The 19,154-nt window shown below is 45.1% G+C and carries 17 protein-coding genes; 8 read left to right on the top strand and 9 right to left on the bottom strand.

The window, feature by feature from the left end; translation table 11 throughout:
• Positions 1–74 precede the first annotated feature (74 nt).
• The 5 genes from J2Z37_RS10290 to J2Z37_RS10270 all read left to right on the top strand — a co-directional run bounded on the left by J2Z37_RS10290 (position 75) and on the right by J2Z37_RS10270 (position 4,734).
• Entirely contained in the window at positions 75–305 is a 231-nt protein-coding gene (locus tag J2Z37_RS10290; RefSeq protein ID WP_209810176.1) for a FeoA family protein, read from the top strand.
• Positions 302–2,314, top strand: coding sequence for a ferrous iron transport protein B (feoB, locus tag J2Z37_RS10285; protein WP_209810175.1), 2,013 nt, complete (start codon positions 302–304; stop codon positions 2,312–2,314). Before J2Z37_RS10290 ends, feoB begins: the two co-directional genes overlap by 4 nt.
• A gap of 19 nt (positions 2,315–2,333) precedes the next feature.
• Complete coding sequence (locus J2Z37_RS10280) at positions 2,334–2,501, top strand: FeoB-associated Cys-rich membrane protein (RefSeq protein ID WP_209810174.1); 168 nt, start codon at positions 2,334–2,336, stop codon at positions 2,499–2,501.
• A 99-nt stretch (positions 2,502–2,600) separates the two neighbouring features.
• On the top strand, positions 2,601–3,380 hold the full coding sequence (locus tag J2Z37_RS10275) for an SDR family NAD(P)-dependent oxidoreductase (protein WP_209810173.1): 780 nt from the start codon (positions 2,601–2,603) through the stop codon (positions 3,378–3,380).
• A 130-nt stretch (positions 3,381–3,510) separates the two neighbouring features.
• Complete coding sequence (locus tag J2Z37_RS10270; protein ID WP_209810172.1) at positions 3,511–4,734, top strand: cytochrome P450; 1,224 nt, start codon at positions 3,511–3,513, stop codon at positions 4,732–4,734.
• Between the two features lie 90 nt (positions 4,735–4,824).
• Here J2Z37_RS10270 and J2Z37_RS10265 read toward each other — a convergent pair whose 3' ends face one another.
• The 6 genes from J2Z37_RS10265 to trhA form a co-directional block, all read right to left on the bottom strand.
• Positions 4,825–5,922, bottom strand: a complete 1,098-nt coding sequence (locus J2Z37_RS10265) for a GerAB/ArcD/ProY family transporter (RefSeq protein ID WP_209810171.1) — start codon at positions 5,920–5,922, stop codon at positions 4,825–4,827.
• A 15-nt stretch (positions 5,923–5,937) separates the two neighbouring features.
• Complete coding sequence (locus J2Z37_RS10260; RefSeq protein ID WP_209810170.1) at positions 5,938–6,177, bottom strand: hypothetical protein; 240 nt, start codon at positions 6,175–6,177, stop codon at positions 5,938–5,940.
• 8 nt (positions 6,178–6,185) lie between these two features.
• A complete protein-coding gene (locus J2Z37_RS10255; RefSeq protein WP_209810169.1) occupies positions 6,186–7,382 on the bottom strand; it encodes a Ger(x)C family spore germination protein in 1,197 nt (398 codons plus the stop codon).
• A complete protein-coding gene (locus J2Z37_RS10250; RefSeq protein ID WP_209810168.1) occupies positions 7,379–8,977 on the bottom strand; it encodes a spore germination protein in 1,599 nt (532 codons plus the stop codon). Before J2Z37_RS10250 ends, J2Z37_RS10255 begins: the two co-directional genes overlap by 4 nt.
• A gap of 25 nt (positions 8,978–9,002) precedes the next feature.
• Positions 9,003–10,550: an FMN-binding glutamate synthase family protein gene (locus J2Z37_RS10245; protein ID WP_209810167.1), complete on the bottom strand. Its 1,548-nt coding sequence runs from the start codon at positions 10,548–10,550 to the stop codon at positions 9,003–9,005.
• 208 nt (positions 10,551–10,758) lie between these two features.
• Entirely contained in the window at positions 10,759–11,400 is a 642-nt protein-coding gene (trhA, locus tag J2Z37_RS10240) for a PAQR family membrane homeostasis protein TrhA (RefSeq protein ID WP_209810166.1), read from the bottom strand.
• A 388-nt stretch (positions 11,401–11,788) separates the two neighbouring features.
• Between trhA and J2Z37_RS10235 the strand changes: the two genes are divergently transcribed.
• Both J2Z37_RS10235 and J2Z37_RS10230 read left to right on the top strand, forming a co-directional pair.
• Positions 11,789–12,505, top strand: coding sequence for an SOS response-associated peptidase (locus J2Z37_RS10235; protein WP_209810165.1), 717 nt, complete (start codon positions 11,789–11,791; stop codon positions 12,503–12,505).
• A gap of 64 nt (positions 12,506–12,569) precedes the next feature.
• On the top strand, positions 12,570–14,282 hold the full coding sequence (locus J2Z37_RS10230) for a hypothetical protein (protein ID WP_209810164.1): 1,713 nt from the start codon (positions 12,570–12,572) through the stop codon (positions 14,280–14,282).
• Between the two features lie 1,531 nt (positions 14,283–15,813).
• Here the strand turns inward: J2Z37_RS10230 and J2Z37_RS10225 are convergent.
• The 3 genes from J2Z37_RS10225 to J2Z37_RS10215 all read right to left on the bottom strand — a co-directional run bounded on the left by J2Z37_RS10225 (position 15,814) and on the right by J2Z37_RS10215 (position 18,421).
• Positions 15,814–16,713: a DMT family transporter gene (locus tag J2Z37_RS10225; RefSeq protein ID WP_209810163.1), complete on the bottom strand. Its 900-nt coding sequence runs from the start codon at positions 16,711–16,713 to the stop codon at positions 15,814–15,816.
• A 90-nt stretch (positions 16,714–16,803) separates the two neighbouring features.
• Positions 16,804–17,703 (bottom strand): DMT family transporter, encoded by a 900-nt coding sequence (locus J2Z37_RS10220; RefSeq protein ID WP_209810162.1) that lies wholly within the window; start codon positions 17,701–17,703, stop codon positions 16,804–16,806.
• Between the two features lie 118 nt (positions 17,704–17,821).
• Positions 17,822–18,421 (bottom strand): TetR/AcrR family transcriptional regulator, encoded by a 600-nt coding sequence (locus J2Z37_RS10215; protein WP_209810161.1) that lies wholly within the window; start codon positions 18,419–18,421, stop codon positions 17,822–17,824.
• Positions 18,422–18,607: 186 nt separating this feature from the next.
• Here J2Z37_RS10215 and J2Z37_RS10210 point away from each other — a divergent pair, with 186 nt between their 5' ends.
• A complete protein-coding gene (locus J2Z37_RS10210; protein ID WP_209810160.1) occupies positions 18,608–19,153 on the top strand; it encodes a histidine phosphatase family protein in 546 nt (181 codons plus the stop codon).
• Position 19,154: the final 1 nt, after the last annotated feature.

Raw genomic sequence — 19,154 nt, 5'->3', positions numbered from 1 at the left:
ATAAATTTTCTCATATAATGAAATAGCAATTATTGATAACGATTCTCATTGTTGTCACTATGGGGGTAGGGGAAATGGTTCTATCTGAAATGAAACAGGGAAGTATCGTTAAAATTTTAAATACAGATCGTGTAAGTGAAATCGTTCGTCGCCGTCTGATTGACTTAGGGATGATGGAAGGAGCGACGATTCGTATTAAACGCATTCTCCCTTTCGGAGGACCGTTTGCAGTAGAGATTTGCGGGCAATGGATTGGTATTCGTCGCTGTGAGGCAAAAAGCATTGAGGTTGAGTGGGCATCATGAATATTGCACTTGCTGGTAACCCAAATACAGGGAAGACCTCCTTGTTTAACATCTTAACTGGCTCCTATGAGTACGTGGGAAACTGGACGGGTGTCACGGTAGAGAAAAAGGTAGGGGTGTTAAAAAACAAGGTCGGACGTTTAATCGATCTTCCAGGGATATACTCCTTAAACCCCTTGTCACGGGATGAAGGAGTAGCTACACAGTTTTTGCTGTCCGAGGATTTTTCGCTCATTCTTAACATTGTCGATGCTGCGCAAATTGAACGAAACCTCTATTTAACCATCCAATTGTTAGAATACGGACGGCCGATGGTGATCGGTTTAAATATGATAGATGTTGCAAAGAGCCGCGGGTTCCAGATTGACGCCAAGAATTTGTCAAAGCGCCTTCTCGGCTCACCGATCGTTCCGATTGTTGCCAGAACCGGGAAGGGTTGTGATCAACTCGCCGCAAATTTTCAGGCGATGAAGGAGCGAAAGGTTGAACCTTTATTTATTGATTATGGTCCAGAACTAGAGCAGGCAGTTGGTACACTGATTGAAAGATTAAACCATGTGGAACTTCCGTCAAAGCGCTGGATGGCCCTACAGTTTTTCGAAGGAAACTCGCTAGTACGGGAATTGTTGCAAAAGCATATCGCTTCTTCTGAACTCACCGCGCTTTTTGAGCAAACAGAACAGCAAGTGATTTCCGGAAAGACCGGGATAAAAAACTTGCAGCAGCATATTCGTTCCGTGCGTGGAGATGTAATTCGGGCGATTTTGTCGGACTGTTTGACTAGGACGAAAGAGGTGGAATACACCTTTTCGGAAACCGTGGACCAAATCGTGACAAATAAATATCTAGGAATTCCGATTTTTCTTTTATTTATGTTTTTGATTTTCAAGTTTACTTTTGATTGGGTAGGGACACCGCTGTCCGATTTGCTTGATGCCTTTTTCTCCGGTCCACTCACGGAATGGCTGACACAGGCATTGGTAGCTGTGGGGGCTTCCGACTTTATCCAGGCCGTTCTGCTCAACGGGATTGTCGCCGGGGTAGGCGGGGTGCTTGTGTTTGTTCCGCAAATTTTTATGCTTTTCTTTTTAATCTCCTTCATCGAGGACTCGGGATATATGGCCCGGGTGGCAATGGTTATGGACAAACTGATGGAAATGATCGGCCTCAATGGAAAAGCGTTTATCCCCATGATTATTGGATTCGGTTGTAATGTGCCGGGGGTCATGGCGGCGCGCACGATTGAACAACCTAAGGAACGGTTATTGACGATCATCTTAACCCCGTTAATGTCTTGTTCAGCTCGCTTGTCAGTGTACAGCCTTTTTGTCGGGGCGTTCTTTACTCAACATCAAGCACTGATCGTCTTGTCGCTTTATTTATTGGGGATCGTCGTCGCCCTTGGGCTGGCCAAAATCTTTTCTTCGACCTTATTGAAGCAATCGTCCTCGATGTTTGTGGTGGAATTGCCGCCCTATCGGTTCCCACAGTGGCGGACGCTGATGCGCAGCACATGGGAAAAGGGGAAAGGCTTTATAAGAAAAGCAGGAACGTTTATCTTCGGCGGTTCCGTTGTGATTTGGTTCCTCAGCTATGCTGGACCGGGTGGGTTAAATGTAGATATGAATAACAGCTATTTGGCCATGATCGGCGGCTTGATTGCTCCTTTATTTGCACCGCTTGGGTTCGGAACCTGGCAGGCGGGGGCTGCCCTGTTGACTGGTTTTTTGGCAAAAGAAGTTGTCGTGTCCACAATGAACATTATCTATGTTGCTCCAGACCTGGCGACCTTGCAAGGAACGATGGCCAATTTCTATAGTCCGCTTTCGGCTTATAGCTTTATGGTGTTTCTGTTGCTTTATGTCCCTTGTTTGGCTACGGTCGCGGTTATTAAGAAGGAAACAGCTTCCGCAAGATGGACCTGGTTTTCCATTGGATATGCGCTGATGATTGCCTATTTGATTGCACTCATGATTTACTGGGGCGGAAAATTCCTCGGATTCCAATAAAGAAGAAGGAAGGATGGCCATGCTGATCAACATTCTGTTGGGAGTTCTGATCTTTGGTTATGCAGGGTGGACCCTGTACCGTTTTGTCAGGAAAAGCAAAGAAGGAAAATGTGCCGGATGTTCAATTAAAAACAGCTGCAAATCGGCATGTGACGCACAGCTTGAAGAACAGAAAGCTCCCTTATAAGGGGGCTTTTATTTTATGACTAAATAAAAACAGTTTTCTAAAATCACTATAAAGTTTATAATTATTGGGATAAAGTGAATAGGAAGGTGACTAACATAAATGGGACGAGAACTCGAAAATAAAATGATGGTTGTGACTGGTGGAAGCCGCGGGATTGGCCGGGCAATTACTGAACGCTTATTAGAAGAAGGAGCTACCGTTGTGATCGGCAGCCGCACCGAAGCGGAAATGAAGCAGACGACCGAAGATCTATCAGCCAAAGGCACTGTCAAAGGTTTTGTACTGGACGTGGCAAGTCGGGAAAGTGTGAAGGACTTTGTTGCCGCAACACTTAAAGAGGTTGGACGAATCGATGGGCTTGTCAACTGTGCAGGTGTTAACAAACGTCTTCCAGCTATTGAGTACCCCGAGCAGGAGTGGGAGCGCGTGATCAATATCAATCTAAATGGGGTTTACCGGATGTGCCAGGAAGTGGGTCAGCATTTGATCGAACAAAAAAGCGGCAAAATTATTAACATTACTTCCTTGATGTCACATACGGTTACGCCGAACCAATCCGCCTATGCGTCAGCTAAGTCAGCACTCGCGCAATATACAAAACTATTGGCTGTTGAGTGGGCCAAATTTAATATCAACGTGAATGCAGTAAGCCCTGGCTATATCTTGACACCGCTTACAGAAGGAGCTTTCGCCCAAGAAGAGTACTATAACAAAATCATCGACCAGACCCCACAGCGCCGCTTAGGCCGCCCCGAAGAAATTGCCGACGCTGTCGCATTCCTTGCATCAGGTCGAGCTAACTTTATAAACGGACAAATTCTCGCAGTGGACGGTGGATTCCTAGCTGGTTTCCCATCGATTTATGCACCAAACGCGTAAAGACAAAAGAGTGTACTCGATGGGTACGCTCTTTTTTGGGTTGGTAGGGAGTGGGACCCCCCATCATATCCCTCAACAAAATGGGGTAATCTAACACAATCAAACCAACCAAAGGAAAGGAGCAGAGACCATGGATCTATCCCCTAATACGCAACTAACTGGTCTGGCAATTCCTGTTGAAGGGATGCATACGAGGGAGGAGCGGTTAAATCCGTTTCCCTGGTTTGAAAAAATGCGTAAAACATCTCCTGTCACATACGATGAACACCGCAGCAGCTGGGATCTGTTTCGATATGACGACATTGTCGCTATACTGAAGGACCCGGTCACTTTTTCATCGGTGCGGCCGACAGCAGGTCCGGTACTTCTTGGCAGTATTATCGGCATGGACCCACCGAAGCACCATCAAATGAGGAACATTGTCAGCAAAGCTTTTACCCCCAAGGCAATCTCGGAACTTGAACCAAGGATCGCGGAGGTTGTCCATGAATTGGTGAACCCCCTAAAAACCAAACAACAAATGGATCTCATTCATGATATCTCCTATCCCTTGCCGGTCATTGTGATTGCTGAGCTCCTCGGGGTGCCGCCCGAAGACCGCCAATTATTTAAGGATTGGTCAGATGTTATAGTGAAGATGCCGGAAGATAGTACGGAAAACGAAGTACAATCCTTCTTCCGGGAAAGACAGAAAACACGCCAAGAACTGGACGATTACTTTATGAAGGTCGTAACAGAGCGGAGAAAAAATCCTCGTGAAGATCTGATTTCCCGATTGGTGCATGCGGAGGTGGATGGGCAGCATTTGACGGATCATGAGATCATGGAGTTTTGTATTCTGCTGCTTGCGGCAGGCAATGAGACAACGACCAATCTAATTTCCAACGCGATTCGCAAGTTTATAGAGGAACCCCATTTGCAGGAACAACTCAGACAGCAACCCGAGCTTATGGAAAAGGCGATCGAGGAAATTCTTCGCTATTATTCACCGGTCCTTGCAACGAATCGCGTGGTCACAAAAGACACAGAAATCGGTGGGAAGCAAATCAAAAAAGGGGATCAAGTCATCGCTTGGATCGCTTCGGCAAATCGGGATGAAAATAAGTTCCCAGTAGCGGATCAATTTAAAGTAGATCGTACGCCAAATCAACATCTAGCTTTTGGAAATGGAGCACATTTCTGCTTGGGGGCACCTTTGGCACGGTTGGAGGCGAGGGTAGCTTTGCCAATTATTTTAAGTAGCTTTCACAATATGGAGTTTCCCGAAGGAACCGAACTGACTCCCATTCCAAGTACCTTTGTCTATGGGGTTAAGGCCTTACCCGTGCAATATAATCCGGCAACAATCCATTAAAATCCTAAGAGGCTTGGTCTCTCAAGGACAAATCACAGGGAAAAGCAGTTAGAAAAGTCCTTGAGGAGCCCGAACCCCACTAATGAATAATCATCCTTTCACCTTTTGTTTTCGAATCACCGCCACCACCAGCAGGAGCAGAGGGAAGAAGAGTCCATAAGTCAGAGAATAGGGTGTCCAGACATATCTTAAAATGTAGTTGAAATAGACGATATTGGGGCTAATAATCTGTGTAAGTGCAATAAGAAGCATCCCCAGTGGGAAAATTAATGGACGATAATCATTTAGTTTAAAGGTTTGGGCAAGGCCTAATGAGGAGGCGTAGAAACATATGGTAATTTTGAAATAAATGGTCAAAAACCAGATCCCCGCCATAATCGCTTCTACCCGTTGTAAAAATCCCCCAATATTGACCTTTTTTGCCAAAACATAACTGGGATACATCTGGGTTGAAGTCAGGGACGATCCCAAAACGTAAACGGTCAACAAGGTTATGACGAGCAAAATAAAACCTCCGATGATTGTCCCCGCGTAAAAGGCTTTCCCGACTTTCTTTGTTTGCTGAATAGCAGGAATAATCATCAAAAATACCACAAGTTCAAGGAACGGTAGGCCAAGCATAGGGACTGTTGCTTGCAGAATGGGTTTTATCCCATTTTCAAAGACCGGTTCGATTCTTACATAATTCACTTGCGGAAGGAGGGAAAAAGTTAAGAATAGGATAAAGAATAAAATCCAAGGAAAGAAAATTTCTGCCGCACGGCTGAAGGTCCCCAAACCATACCGAACCCCCATCACTACAATACTAATAAAAATAATTTGAACCGCTTGAATAGGGGTTTCCGGCATAATTTGCGTAGTCATAAAATCGCCAATTTCTAGCGTTAAAGCAGAAGCCAGAATAAAGAAATAGCTAATAAATAAAAGGGAAACGATTTTTCCTAGCCATTTTCCGAGGATTTGTTCGTTGATTTCTGTCAAAGTCATTCCCGGGAATCGCCTTCCTAACGAATTATAAAGCGAGATAAACAACATCGAAATACCTGTCGCAAGAATGACGACCATCCAGGCATCTTGTTTGGCGATCCGTGCAAGGCCTGCTGGGGTAATCAATATAGAACTTCCTATGGTGAATATAATGACCAATAGGGTAAACTGATGAAGCATAATTTTTTCCTTTGCTTGCATTTCCCTCTGTCCTTTCTACTGTAATAACCGGAATATATAATCATTCAATGGCTTGTAGATGGCAGTAATCGTATCAAATGGATTTGGAAGATTGATATGTAAGGTGACAGCTGCACCCAGACCTACTGCTAAAAGCAAAAGAATAGAGAACATCCAAAGTTCCTTCTTTTGCTTTTGTTTTAGAAGTGTAGGAACCTCTATCACGCCGTTCACCAAGGCAATAATCAGGATTCCTATAACCACTAAGAATGCCATGATAAACACTACTCCTTTATTAGCTTCATAATGGGATATTTCGTTGTTCCGACGCGAAGGATATTCACGTCGACATTCACCTTGACCTCTAGTTTTTCAAATTCCTGATCCCAGTGGTCTTTCACCTTTTTCCAATAGTCTGGATTGGAGCGGTTGATTTCCTCACCAAAGCCAAATATATCAACTTTGTATTTTTGAGCCTCCGCAACAGTTTTCGTAATCATATCTTTCAGCCCTTTTTCTGCGGTTTTCTCAAGGTGCTCGATTGTTTCGGTTTTGGTCAGGTCTATCTCGCAATTGGCTTCGCCAACACTATCCTCTGTCCGAACGTCAATCTCAATTTGTGGTATTCCATTGATGACCTTTCCTTTCAACTTTGATTTGCTGCGAATGACCTCAACAGTAACTTTTCCTCCATTCGTACAAGGAAGATGGCCTACTGTGCTTTTCACATCATTATGAATATAATTGTAGGCCTTACTTTCATTTTCTGTTAACCAGCCTACCAATCGATCGCCTTTAAAAACGGCAAGGGTAGTATAAGTAAGACGTGTCGGGGGATCAATCTTTTGGACATTATCTTTACTTTCACCAACCTTTAACGGCCCTTCTTTCTCGATTCCGGTTAACACGGCTTCTTTCCCCTTGCTGATTAAATCGGCAATGAGCTGGTCCAAGGTAATATGTGCAGAAGGAGCCCAGGCATCAGCCGAAGTTTGCAAAGCCTGATACATCTGGTTTGCAGGGATCTTTTCCAAGATCGTGGTGACCTTTAAAATATCTTCCGCTTTTTGATTCCTTGCTACAGTGACAAAAAAATCGGTTCGATTCTCATGATCTCTGGAGATGAAATCCAAAGCTTCACTGATTCCTTCTTTTGCTAATTCTTCTCCAATCACAAGCATTCGCAAATGCGATGCATAGATCTTTCTTGGGGAGAGCAACGTCATTTTTCGGATGGCTTCGAACAGGGTGGCCCCCTTGGCTTGATAAACGACAACTGGAATGAGATTTCCCCCGGTGGTTTTGCTTGCTACTTCACTCGGAACGACCACTTGAGTGGTTACTAAGTATTGGTCTCCTTCCTTATCGAAACCGTAGGCCATAGCGATTGCCAGCTCGTTTAATTCCCTGCGGTTCCAGCATCCGCTAAGGAGCAAGAGAACAATGGTAAGCATGCAAAAAAACAAAACCCATTTTTTCATGATCCTTCTCCTTTCGGAGGCTTTGGTTTTGCCTTCTGGGGAGGCTGCTGACGAACGAGATTCCTTGGATGCGTGGTCTTCGACCGGGTAAATAAAGCCCAGCGGGGTAAGCGAATAATCGCATCCTTTTGGTCTGACAGGATAAACGGAGCCATTGGTGACAGATAGGGCACGCCAAATGATTTTAGACTGCATAAGTGCAGGACAATAGCGATAAGCCCGACAGTGATTCCGAATAACCCGAACGAAGCGGCTATAAACATCAGCCCAAACCGCAAAAGCCGGATGGAAATCCCGATATTAAACGAAGGAAAGGTAAAATTGGCAATCGCTGTAACGGACACGACGATCACCATCGCTGCGGATACAAGGCCTGCCTCAACCGCAGCTTGCCCAATGACCAAAGCACCTACAATCGATACCGCCTGCCCAACAGGTCGGGGCATTCTCACCCCTGCTTCACGTAATAACTCGAATGTCGTTTCCATGATTAACGCTTCGATAAAAGCGGGGAAGGGCACCCCTTCTCGCTGTGCAGCAAGGCTGATCAGCAGGGTTGTCGGCAACATCTCCTGGTGAAAAGTGGTGATGGCGACATAAAAAGATGGGCCTAAAAGAGCAAGGGCAAGGGCTACATACCGAAGGATCCGGATCAACCCAAAATCGGCCCGCTGATAATAATCCTCGGCCGATTGAAAGAACTGAACAAAGATCGCCGGGACAACGAGCACGAAGGGGGTGCCGTCGACTAGGATCGCAATGCGGCCTTCCAACAGCTCCGAAGCGATGACATCCGGTCGCTCTGAATTGTACACGGTTGGAAAAGGGGAATAGGTGTTATCCTGAATTAGTTCTTCGATATAGCCGCTTTCCAAAATTCCGTCGATATCGATATGATCTAACCTTTGGCGGACTTCTTCAACCACCTTTTCATCTGCGATTCCTTTAAGATACATGACTGAGACTTTGGTTTGCGTCACCCGACCAATCGTACGGGTTTCCATCCACAGATTGGGATCCTTGATGATGCGGCGAACGAGAGAGACGTTCGTGTGGATATTTTCCGTAAAGGCATTCTGCGGGCCTCGAACAACGGTTTGTGTTACGGGCTCAGTAATCGCTCGTTGCTCTCCGCCAACCGTACTTAGCGCTAGGCCCTGTTCACAGCCATCAACTAAGAGAACGGTTTCTCCTGACAGAAGAGAGCTAAAGAAAGTTCCATAATCTCCAATATCCTTAAGGGAACCAACAGAAAGGATTGATTCCTTCAAAAGGGGCAGGGGGTCCCGCGAGATCTTTTCCTCGACTTCCGTTCCCAGGATTTCAGTCAGCAGAGACTTCATAATATCTTTTTGTATCGTCTTGTTGTCAACCAGTCCATCGATATAAAAGATCCCAATTCGATATTTCCTGTTTTTCCCGATTTGAATCTTACGAATCATTAGGTCAGTGCTATTTCCAAGGGTTTCCTTGATTTTTTGAATGTTCTCTTGAAGGGTAGGATGTAAGGGATCAGGCTTCAAATAGTTCTGATTTTGTGCGCTGGCGGATGAAGCACCCGTTAACTTCTTTCTTATCTTTGTAAATAATCCCATAATGCTCCCTCCTTTCAAAAAGTCTTTAGCTCCGTTTAATCCTGCGCAGAAAAGCGAAGAAGTTGGTCGATTCCTTTGGCTTCTGCTCTTCCTTCGACTGTTCTCTTGGTAATTCTTTTAGCTTTTCTTTCGGTTTTTCTGTATTCACAAAGTTCATGCCCGAGGATGTTGGCGGATTAAAAGGTTCAGTGACCAAACGGACTTTCGTTACCTTGCTCGTCCATTCATCCAACGCCACCAAATCTTTGACACCGACATGATGAACCGAGGTCTTTCCCATCGCGCGGACGGCCACCTTTATTTCTTCGATAAAAGAAGTAAAAAAATTAGTCAGATTGGTAGCTGCCTCATCCTCATCAAATTGATCGGTCATACTACCTGGATAATAGACAAGTTGTGTCGGCGGTTCAAAAGGGACTGCTTTCGTCACCTGTTTGTGGGTCATCGCCCAAATGATGGAAGTTCCCATATACACAGCATCTGCTCCTAGGGCCAGGGCCTTGAGACATTCACCGGGTTGGTTAAAGCCGCCGCCAATCAATAGACTAATGTGTTCTTTTACCTGTCGTTTTTTTAGATATTGCACGGCACGGGTTAAGGCGAAGATGGTAGGTAAACCAAAATCATCTTCCAAAATAGGTGCGGCCCCTTTTGTCCCCGCCTGTCCCCCATCGATACTGATAAAATCAACTTGCGACTGGATCGCAATTTCCAAATCTGCCTCTAAATTGGCGCTGGCACAAATCTTAATGCCGATCGGTACGCCCTTTGTGATGGTACGCAGTCGTTGAACGAGTATTTTTAGATCTTTCGGCTTTTGGACGTCCGGATGGAGGGAAGGAATGACAACGGTTTCTCCTTCAGGAACCTGCAAAACATCCCGGGCCTCTCCCTGCATATATTCCGGAGGGATGAAGCTCGCCGAACCAGCAGAGGCTCCTTGCCCGAAATGGATTTCAATCGCATCCGCCTGGTGGAGGATCTCTGGTGATTTCGACCAATGCGCCGAATTGTATTGTAAGATAAAATGTTTGGCAGCTGCCCGGTCTTCCGGCAAAAAACCACCTTCACCCGTATTCGTTGCGGTTCCAACAGCTGTTGTTGCTTTTGCGATGGCTAGTCTGACCTGTTTGGTAATGCCAATCCCATAGCCTAAAGCTCCCACCAGCAACGGAATGTCAAGGATTAATGGTTTTTTTGCGCGCGGGCCAATGATAATTCTCGTCTCCACAGGTGCATCCTCAGGTGCTGGCATCGTGGAGAGTTGTGCTGCGGAAAAGATTAACCCGTCGAAATTGAGAAATTTCCGCGGACTGCCAAAGGGTCTTTCGATAATCTTTCCCGACTCTGCCCGCAGACTGTTCTCGATTACTATTCGGGGATTGGTGCGGGTCATGGCAGAGACCATTTCCCATATGTTTTCCGGATATCGATCCGACATCAATCGTTTCATAAAGCTCCCTGTAATCCATTTAATGAGTGGTCTCATAAAAACGAGGAGCAGAATCCCTGCTAACAAAATAGCCAACAGCGCACCGGTAAAAGAACCAAGTAGAAAGGAATACCATTTCATTTAACTCACCCTTTTTCTGCAGGATGGTGCCCGAACAGTGGAGAACCTTGAGTTGTTCGGTATCAAGGCTGCTTCTCTCCTTAAAAGTGGGATATCAAGGTTAGGTTACCCAAATTTTCCTAGGAAAAACATGGTATATGGGGTTTTTGAATTTTTTTAGAGGGGGTACTTTAACACACAAAAAAACAACCTGTGGTTCCACAGGTTGCTAGGGCAGTACATAAATCAAAATCGTAAAAAAGTGAAAGATCGAACCAGCAAGGACAAACAAATGCCAGATCATATGATGAAAATGGAATTTTCTCCAGACATAAAACAACGTTCCTACTGTATAAAGCACCCCGCCAGTTACAAGCAACGTCATCCCGCCGCCAGCCAGGTGGGCAACCAACGGTTTCCATGCAAATACAATGATCCATCCCATCACAACATAGAGGAGAGTGGAAGTGAACAGGAACCTTTTTGCAAAAAAGCACTTGAAGCAAACCCCAGCTAAGGCAATGCCCCAGACAATCCCGAACAAGGTCCAGCCCAGCTTGCCGCCGATCACATGGAACAAGATCGGTGTATACGTTCCCGCAATGAATAAGTAAATGGCCGAATGGTCGAAAATCTCGAACAGGTCCTTGGCTTTGCCTTCCGGAAAGCTGTGAACCAAGGTTGAAGCAAGATAAAGCAATAACATCGTCGCCCCATAAATTGAAACACTCACTGTATGACTCGCCGATCCCTCACTTGCCGCTTTAATCACAAGCAAGACGATTGCAGCAATGCTTAACGGTACGCCAATCCCGTGAGAGATCGCGTTTGCGATTTCTTCGCGTTTGGTATAAACATGTGTATTGGCCATTGGACCACCTCGTTTTTTTCGATATTTCTATTATAGAGGAACTACGCCGATTAAGAAAGCAAGAGCCTTACGGGAATAAGGGAAGGATTTACACCTATTTGTCTGGACGAAGGACTTTCTCCCCCTAATTGAACCCTCTATTGATGAGTAGTCCTGCGCCCTGTGGCCATTATCCCTTTCGCTCGGGAAGAGACTTGGCTCAAAACCAATTACAGGGGTAGCCCCTAACGCACAAGTTCCCTAGCTGACCCTCCCCAGATCCACCTCACCCTGTGCCAAAGGGATAGTGCCCACAAGCATTGAAGACTCAACCATATAGCTCACACCCTCTCACTGTGATATGCTAAAGTTACAGTGAAAAAGTTCCCAACGGAGGTGTCCCCATCCCATGTGCGGAAGATTTACTTTAGTTGCCAATCCTGAAGATTTAATGGACCGTTTCGGCCTAGATGAGATAACCTTAGACCTACCGCCTAGATACAATATCGCTCCCTCACAACTTGTCCCCGTCATCCTAGAAATCAACGGACAACGAATCCTGCGCGAATTCCGCTGGGGGTTGATCCCCGGCTGGGCGAAGGACAGCAAAGTTGGTTCCCGAATGATCAACGCCCGGGCAGAGACATTACTGCAAAAGCCTGCTTTTGGGCGTTTACTCTTATCGAAAAGGTGTATCATTCCAAGCGACGGCTTTTTCGAGTGGAAGCGGGTAGGGGAGCAGAAGCATCCTAAGCGCATCACCTTAATCGATGAAGCCTTATTTGCCATGGCTGGACTATATGACCTGTGGCGCTCACCAGAGGGGGACATCCACCAAACCTTCACCATCATTACGACCCAGCCAAATGAGCTGATGTCAACGATTCACAACCGCATGCCGGCGATCCTTCATCCTGAAAACGAAGCCGATTGGCTGAACCCTGAAGAGAGCGACCCGGAATTTCTTCAAGCATTGCTGGCCCCTTTTCCATCCGATGCGATGAAAGCTTACAGCGTCCACCCCATGGTAGGAAATCCGCGCAACGACAGCTGGGAATGCATCCAAGAAATCGAGGATCCGGACCGCGGTGAAGAACAACTTTCTTTTTTTAAGAAAAAACTGTAACGAATCGTCCTCCACGCTCGTCATAAATAGTGGAAAATCTACCAGATCTGTGGAGGGGACGAAAATGAAAACGAAAAGATGGAATAAAATTATAGTTTCTCTACTAGCTGCAAGTTTAATGGCGACTACACCTGTTTTGGCCAACGGAAGTGCGGTCCAGCAGGAACAGGCGCAGGTCATGCCGATGGAAATGAAGCAGGAGCTTTCTGCTAAGGCGAAGCAAGGCCTCGATAAACTCTATCAATTGGTACCGGAACTGAAAAACCTCGAGGTGAAATTTCAAAACTTGATGCCTGCCAACGAGTGGTCGCCGGCCGTGTGGTCCATTCAAATGGATAATCTGCCGGAAAATGGCCGACCTGAGGTTGGCGGTCTATTCAGCCACGCCTATATTGAACTGCTTGCCGATTCGGGAGAACTCAGAAGCTTTTCCATGAACGTACCAAGCTGGACTTCGAAGAAGGCACCAACAGAAAGTTTGGCCCGCAAAAAAGCTCAAGAGTTCCTGGAAGGCGTTTGGGGTAAGGAAAGACTGGAAAAATACCAGCAATCTAGCCAATTTTATATGGGACAGCACGGTTCCGCAGATGAAAATGGAAATAAGCTAGAGTGGACAACGGGCGGCGTTCAATACGAGCGTTTGATCAATGACATTCCTTACCTAGGTGAAAATATCACCATCGATATCGATCAGGCCGGACATGTTCATAATTTCTATTCCAACATCCAAGCAAATCTAGATGAAAGCAAGTTTCCAGCCCCGTTAAAAGCGATCAGCAAAGCAGACGCAGAAAAAGCATTCCTTAAAAATTTAAACATGGAGCTCGTTTACAGTGGGCAACAGCCAGTTGGAAAATGGGCAGTAGCATCTAATCAAAAAATGGAGACCAGAACTGTCCTTAAATATGAACCGACTTGGCTTGCGCAAATTGATGCAGTCACTGGAAAAGCAACAGATACCTACTACCATGCACCGAAAAAGCAGACCGTCAACGTGCAAGCAGGAGGACAGAAGCTAAAGGTGCAGTCCCTGGAGGATGCGAAAAAATTCTTTAAAGATACATTTGGAGTGGATCTAAGCAATTTACAGGTAGAGCAAAGCACTGAAGACGATCATCCATATGGAGACTACTCTCTTGTAAATTATCATTTCCATCCGGACTATTCCGTTCCACAAGAGCAGCCAATGCGTTATGCTACGATTACCGTAAACAAGAAAACGAGCGAAGTGGTCTATGCGTATATTCAGGATGAAGCGAGAATGGGGAAAAAAGCGGTCATTTCTGAAGAAGAGGCAATCAAAAAGGGCGTCGATTTCCTACAAACTTATGTTCAATCGGATGTAAAGGAGGCAGACCTACAGGTCTTTGCCCCCCACAAAATGGAAGACAACATTCCAGCCTGGGTAGATAAAAGCAAGTTGGGTGAGCAGCGAATGGATCCAGCACCGGAATACCATTTGACCGTGCGCGAGCATCATAATGGAATCCCAGTTGAAGATCGTTTTTATTCTGTAACCGTTGATGCCGTCACTGGAAAGATCAGCGGAGTCGGATTGCCGCTCGATGCGAAACGAGTGGAATTGCCAGAGGCGAAAAACGTAATCACCTCCGAACAGGCGGCAGATGCATATCTGAAGAAGTTTCCGTTGAAACTCGCCTATATTTGGGAAGATTACATGGGTCAAAAGGCACCCAAACCGCAACTTATCTACATCCCAACCTATCCAGATGGGGCGTATTATATTGATGCTCTCACCGGGAAAGTGGAAGAGTAGAGAAGAGGGGCACCGAAGGGTGCCTCTTTTTAGTATGCGCATCCGCTCGGTTGCTCTCTCCAGGTGCAGGTGGGCCTTGTCGCCGCGATATGTTTTCTTCTCTTCAAGTGCCTTAAGTTGGGGTTGGGGAGGGAAGGGGTGAATCAGAGGAAGGGGGGATTAATGGAAAGAGGAGGCTGTCGGTAGGTCAAAAGGCGTATATAACCCCGATGATGACCGTTTTCACGCTATCAAAGAGATATTTTGGTCATCATAGCCTTGGTGAAGACCGTTTTCACGCTATCAAAGAGATACTTTGGTCATCATAGCCTCGATGAAGACCGTTTTCACGCTACCAAAGAGATATTTTGGTCATCATAGCCTTGATGAAGACCGTTTTCACGCTACTAAAGAGATACTTTGGTTATCATAGCCTCGATGAGGACCATTTTCATGCTACCAAAGAGATATTATTTTGGTCATTAAAAGAATAGTTGTGGGCTTCAACGGTTTTTTAAACCTTTCTAATAGATTATGCCTCTATTGCCTGAGCTTTTTAGGGGAGATAGACCTGGAGCCTATATCAAGGTCATTCACCTCGTCCAACCGGACTGTGCTTCCGTTATCCCATTTTGGATCCTGTTTACAAATTGAATATACCAAAAATGAAAACACGAGAAAACGAGAGGAAAGAGCATTAAATTTAAGATATAGGGGTATGATTGTCGTTTTCATTCCATTTTCATAGCGATGATTGACGCTTTCATGACCGAATACCAGCTTTGTAAATAAAAGGGTTCGCGGCGATAATAAAGGTACAACAAATCAAGGAGGTCATGAAAAATGGTTAAGTTTTTTAAAGCTTTCGTTGAGTTTTTAGAAGATGCACAACGTCTACATGATGAGCAAAGCAAACGTTACCGCATGTACATGTACGAATAAGAGGTGATAAGATGAATTGCCATGATAAACCGGACCCTAATCTTTCCGCAATGGAATGATGAGGGTCATTTTTTTTGCCTGATAGAAAGGGAGAGTGCCCACAAGACCATAAAGAAGAGAGGCACAATGGCGACCCTGACTTTAGTTATAATCAGAAACTCCAGATCTTCCGTTACCCCCAGCAAGTTAAGTTGAAAACAACAGGAAATCAGAGGAAAAGGCATCAAATCTAAGATATAGCATGATGATTGTCGTTTTCATTCCATTTTCATAGTCATGATTGACGCTTACATGGCCGAATACCAACTTTGTAAATAAAAGGGTTTGGCGGGATAATTAGGGTACAATAAATCAAGGGGGTCATGAAAAATGGTTAAGTTTTTTATCGCTTTTATTAATTCTTTGGATGAGGCATTTCGCTTAAAGGCAGAACAAAGCAAGCGGCACCGCCTGAATACATATGAATAAGAGGTGATTAGATGAATTGCCATGATAAACCGGACCCTGATCTTTCCACAATGGAATGATGAGGGTCATTTTTTTTTGCCTGATAGAAAGGGAGAATGCCCACAAGACCACAAAAAAGAGGAGCACTATCGCCCCCTTTATCTTATGCGGAAACTTCTTTTTTCGCCGGGATCACTTTTGCACGACCCCATTTCATGTTAACGACACCAATTCCTGCTGCTACAAAGATGATACCTACGATTGAAATCGGTTTTAGTATTTCATCAAGGAAAAGCCAGCCGCAAAGAGATCCAATAACAGGGACAAACAATAACGAAACCGATGCTTTCATGTGCGCCCCTTTGGAAAGAATGTAAGTCCAAATGAGGAATCCAGTGGCTGAGGCCAAGACCCCGGAATACAGTAAACAAGCCACAGCAGTCAAATTCCACGTAATGGATTGTCCCTGTTCAAATAGGAGCGAATATAATAGCAAACCCATCGTTCCTATGACCATTTGCCAGGCAGTGAACTGAAGCATATCATGTTGTGCCAAATACTTTTTAACGACCGCATTGGCCATAGCCCAAGCCATCGCACCTGATAGAGCTACTAAATTCATGATCAGGGTAATTCCTGTCCAATCCATTTCTAGCAAGTTAATATCCATAACCATAATTAACCCCACAAAACCAATCCCTAAACCAAGTAGCTTGGGCAGAGTGACCCGCTCATCCATCATAAAATGGGCGAGGATCAACAACCAAAATGGCATGGTGAACGCCATAACTGAGGTAATACCGGCACCATTGTATTGCAAAGCAAGTTGATTCGTAACAAAAGGCAAAGTGGTTTGCAGCAGCCCACAGAGGGCATACCATTTCCAATCTTCCTTGCGAGGAAGCGGAATCCGCTTATACCAAACAATCGCCATAAGAACGAAAGATGCCATCACAAAACGTAGCGCCGAAAACATCACTGGAGGAAATAAATCCACGGAAACTTTCATCGCTACCCAGTTCGAACCCCAGATGAAGCAGAGCAATAGAATGATAATATTCATTGTACACACCCATTCTTTTGTTATTCATGTTGATAACCTAAAGCATAAATCAAATACCTACAAAAAAAGAGGGGCACCATCGCCCTCTTTTTAAGCGGAAACCTCTTTTTTCGTCGGTTTCGCTTTTGTTCCGCCCCATTTCATATTAACAATACCAATGCCTGCCGCTACGAAGATGATTCCAACCATTGAGATCGGTTTTAGTGTCTCACCAAGAAAAGCCCAACCGCACAAGGTACCAATAACGGGAACCAAAAGCAGGGAAACCGATGCTTTGACAGCCTCTCCTTTGGACAGGATATAGGTCCATAATAAGAAACCTAAGGCCGAAGCCAAAACTCCAGCATATAGCAAGCAAGCAACAGCGGCCCACCCCCAGGTGATCGGCTGCCCCCACTCAAAGATCAAGGAATAGATCCATAAGGCAGCCGTTCCAATGATCATTTGCCAAGTGGTAAACTGCATCATGTCATTTTGTCTGACGTATTTTTTGATAATTACATTAGCCATTGCCCAGGCGATCGCACCAGATAGCGCCACCAGTTCCATGATTAAGGTAATTCCCGTCCAGTCCATTTCTCCAACACGGATATCCATCACCATCAGCAAGCCTGCAAATCCAATCACTAGACCAATCAGCTTAGGGGCTGTGATCCGCTCGCGAAGCATGAAGTGCCCCATAATCAGCAGCCAAAAAGGCATCGTGAACGTTAAAACAGACGTAATTCCGGCATCCATGTGCTGCAGTGCAAGTTGATTGGCAATAAAAGGGGTGGTCGTCTGCAGCAGCCCGCAGAGGGCATACCATTTCCAGTCCTCCCTACGAGGAAGAGGAATACGCTTATACAACACAATCGCGATTAACACGAGTGACGACAACAAAAATCGAAAGCCCGAAAACATCACAGGAGGAAAGTATCCCACGGACAACTTCATGGCCACCCAATTTGAACCCCAGAAGAAACAGAGCAGTAAAATTAGTAGATTCATCTCTCCCACCTTTTCTCTTTTTTTGTCTCTATGTTACCTTACAGCATAATGCAGGTCAGACAATTCGTAAAATAGATAAAACTGATTCAGTGTATAGGAATTAACTATAGTAAGATGATTATTTCCATTCCGTTAAACCCTCGGCAATACAATCAATGATCACGTCCATGACCCTAGGGAATAATTCCTGACCTATTTTCTCTTTATGCAAACGAAGCATCAGAACAGCCTGAAGTACTCCAACCACAACTTCAGGGTCCTCTGCTTTTAGTACTCCCCGCTGAATTAAAGCCTGAACAAATAGGACTCCTTTTTGTTGGTTATCTTGATTAGAGTCCATAAGTAGATGCTCCGGTACTTTGCGAATCATCCGTTCATACTCACCATCTTCGAATATTTGTTGTAAAAGTGGGTTCTCATCCGCCAACCGAAACGCCTTTTGAAAAAAGGAAACGATCATTTCCTTAGGAGGTAGATCTTCCTGCAGATGTTCGCCAATTAACCGGTTTTGAATTTCTTCCTCCTTTTTTAATACGAGGTAAAACAGTTCTTCTTTAGAAGAGAAAAATTTATAAAAAGAGCCCTTACCGATCCCGCACGCTCCAACAAGATCATCAATACTCGTTTTAGCCAAGCCGTATTGAAGGAAAAGTTCCTTTCCTTTCGTTAACAGACATTGCCTGATTTGCTCTTTTTCAGTTTCAGTAAACTTTGACATCCCTAAGCTCCTTTAATATGATTTGGTGACTAAATATAGACACCGAGTCACGATGTAATTATAATGATCATATCAACGAAGAAGAGGAAAGTAAATGTGCAGGCTGCTAATAGGCAGTCGTTTTATTTCTTTAACAAGTGACTACACGACCTAAACTAGTCACCAATTTTTGAGGAGGTACTTTTAATGAGAATAGGATTAGTACGGCACTTTAAGGTGAAAAAGGGGCTCCCTGAAAAAAGGATCCTCTCTGCAGAGGAATTGACCCAGTGGTTTGCTGAGTACGATGAATCTGAAGTAGAAATAGTCGAGACGGATATGCGGGGAATCGGTTGGGAGCTATGTTATACCAGTGATCTCACAAGAGCGGTCCAGACAGCGGATGAAATCTATGCTGGGGAAATTGTGAAAACAAAGGATTTACGTGAAATTGCTTACCCTGTATTTGGGGAGATCTGGAGAGGCAAGCTGCATTTTTTTCTCTGGGCGATATTGGGACGCATTTCTTGGCATTTTCGCCATAAAGCCTATAAGGAATCGCAGAGGGATGTAGCGCAGCGTTTGAACAGTTTTCTCGATGAGTTGATGGATCAGAAGGAAAAGAACATCCTCCTCGTCGGGCACGCGGCCCTCATGATGGAAATGAGGAAGGAGTTGCTGCGCCGTGGCTTCAAAGGTCCGAAGCTTGGAACCCCGGAAAATGGGAAGCTCTATGTCTTTGAAAAAGGCTGAT

The organism is Ammoniphilus resinae (assembly GCF_017873965.1).
Taxonomy (GTDB): domain Bacteria; phylum Bacillota; class Bacilli; order Aneurinibacillales; family RAOX-1; genus Ammoniphilus_A; species Ammoniphilus_A resinae.
Note: the sequence above shows the minus strand (reverse complement) of the source record. Positions and strands in the feature narration are given on the sequence as shown.

Coding starts and splice junctions, on each gene's coding strand:
- J2Z37_RS10260 (WP_209810170.1), bottom strand. CDS start 6,177: ATGGCATTCTTAGTGGTTATAGGAATCCTGATTATTGCCTTGGTGAAC.
- feoB (WP_209810175.1), top strand. CDS start 302: ATGAATATTGCACTTGCTGGTAACCCAAATACAGGGAAGACCTCCTTG.
- J2Z37_RS10275 (WP_209810173.1), top strand. CDS start 2,601: ATGGGACGAGAACTCGAAAATAAAATGATGGTTGTGACTGGTGGAAGC.
- J2Z37_RS10225 (WP_209810163.1), bottom strand. CDS start 16,713: ATGAATATTATCATTCTATTGCTCTGCTTCATCTGGGGTTCGAACTGG.
- J2Z37_RS10290 (WP_209810176.1), top strand. CDS start 75: ATGGTTCTATCTGAAATGAAACAGGGAAGTATCGTTAAAATTTTAAAT.
- J2Z37_RS10215 (WP_209810161.1), bottom strand. CDS start 18,421: ATGTCAAAGTTTACTGAAACTGAAAAAGAGCAAATCAGGCAATGTCTG.
- J2Z37_RS10210 (WP_209810160.1), top strand. CDS start 18,608: ATGAGAATAGGATTAGTACGGCACTTTAAGGTGAAAAAGGGGCTCCCT.
- J2Z37_RS10265 (WP_209810171.1), bottom strand. CDS start 5,922: ATGCAAGCAAAGGAAAAAATTATGCTTCATCAGTTTACCCTATTGGTC.
- J2Z37_RS10250 (WP_209810168.1), bottom strand. CDS start 8,977: ATGGGATTATTTACAAAGATAAGAAAGAAGTTAACGGGTGCTTCATCC.
- J2Z37_RS10280 (WP_209810174.1), top strand. CDS start 2,334: ATGCTGATCAACATTCTGTTGGGAGTTCTGATCTTTGGTTATGCAGGG.
- J2Z37_RS10230 (WP_209810164.1), top strand. CDS start 12,570: ATGAAAACGAAAAGATGGAATAAAATTATAGTTTCTCTACTAGCTGCA.
- J2Z37_RS10255 (WP_209810169.1), bottom strand. CDS start 7,382: ATGAAAAAATGGGTTTTGTTTTTTTGCATGCTTACCATTGTTCTCTTG.
- J2Z37_RS10235 (WP_209810165.1), top strand. CDS start 11,789: ATGTGCGGAAGATTTACTTTAGTTGCCAATCCTGAAGATTTAATGGAC.
- J2Z37_RS10220 (WP_209810162.1), bottom strand. CDS start 17,703: ATGAATCTACTAATTTTACTGCTCTGTTTCTTCTGGGGTTCAAATTGG.
- trhA (WP_209810166.1), bottom strand. CDS start 11,400: ATGGCCAATACACATGTTTATACCAAACGCGAAGAAATCGCAAACGCG.
- J2Z37_RS10270 (WP_209810172.1), top strand. CDS start 3,511: ATGGATCTATCCCCTAATACGCAACTAACTGGTCTGGCAATTCCTGTT.
- J2Z37_RS10245 (WP_209810167.1), bottom strand. CDS start 10,550: ATGAAATGGTATTCCTTTCTACTTGGTTCTTTTACCGGTGCGCTGTTG.